Source organism: Nitratidesulfovibrio liaohensis, assembly GCF_011682075.1.
Taxonomy (GTDB): Bacteria; Desulfobacterota; Desulfovibrionia; order Desulfovibrionales; family Desulfovibrionaceae; genus Cupidesulfovibrio; species Cupidesulfovibrio liaohensis.
Genome location: NZ_VSMK01000703.1, coordinates 1 through 749, shown reverse-complemented (window position 1 = coordinate 749; position 749 = coordinate 1). Strand labels below are relative to the sequence as shown.

The 749-nt window shown below is 71.3% G+C and carries 1 protein-coding gene and 1 pseudogene; both read right to left on the bottom strand.

Annotated elements, in window-relative coordinates; all coding sequences use genetic code 11:
- Window positions 1-435, bottom strand: a pseudogene (locus FVW27_RS21045) (hypothetical protein); the annotation flags it as partial.
- Window positions 407-749: helix-turn-helix domain-containing protein (locus FVW27_RS17975; RefSeq protein WP_167127847.1), on the bottom strand; the 343-nt coding region annotated here is incomplete at its 5' end. The pseudogene FVW27_RS21045 and the gene FVW27_RS17975, both read right to left, overlap by 29 nt.

The following is a 749-nucleotide window of genomic DNA, read 5'->3' as shown; positions in this document are numbered from 1 at the left end:
GAACAGCAGCGAACCTGCGGCGGCCTGCAGGAACAGCACGCCCCAGTCGCGCGCGGGCAGGCGCGGCAGGCCGCCTTCGCGCCGGTACAGCAGCGGCACGGCGATGCAGGCGGCCACCAGAAAACGCAGTTCCTGCACCAGATGCGGCGGCAGCGTCAGCGAGACGAAGCGCGCCGCCGCCACCGATGAGCCCACGATGACCATGGCGGCGGCAAGATCGAAGTACGCGCGCCATGCGGGACCGTGCGCTGCCCCGGCAGCGGACTGCGACAGGCGCACGGTGACAGGGGGCGGGGTTGCGTGAGTGGAGGCCGATGGCGTGGCATGCCGGGGCGTGCCCGGCGTAGCGGCGTCGGGCGTTGTTAACGACGCGGTGCCAGGCGAGGGGGTGCCCGCAGGTGGGAAATCAGCGGCGAGGGGCGTTGCCTCCGCCATCTCCCCCATCTCCGCTTTCTCCGCTAGCTGGGCGGCAGGCGTCTGCTCCTTTGGGTCCGTACGGCGCGGTGCGTGCGTGGTCATGGGAATCCTCCGTGGAAATCCTGTTTTCCACGAAGGCTACGGCCCAGGTGCCGCGCGCGTCTTGAAGCATCTTGCGGAATCTGGCCGGGGTCACGCCCATCTGGGCCCGAAAGGCGCGGGTAAGATGGCTCTGGTCGGCAAACCCCGCCGCTGCCGCCGCCTCGGCGGGGGTGGCGCCCGCGGACAGCAGTTGTCGGGCCCGGCGCACCCGCGCCTGCACCAGATAGGCG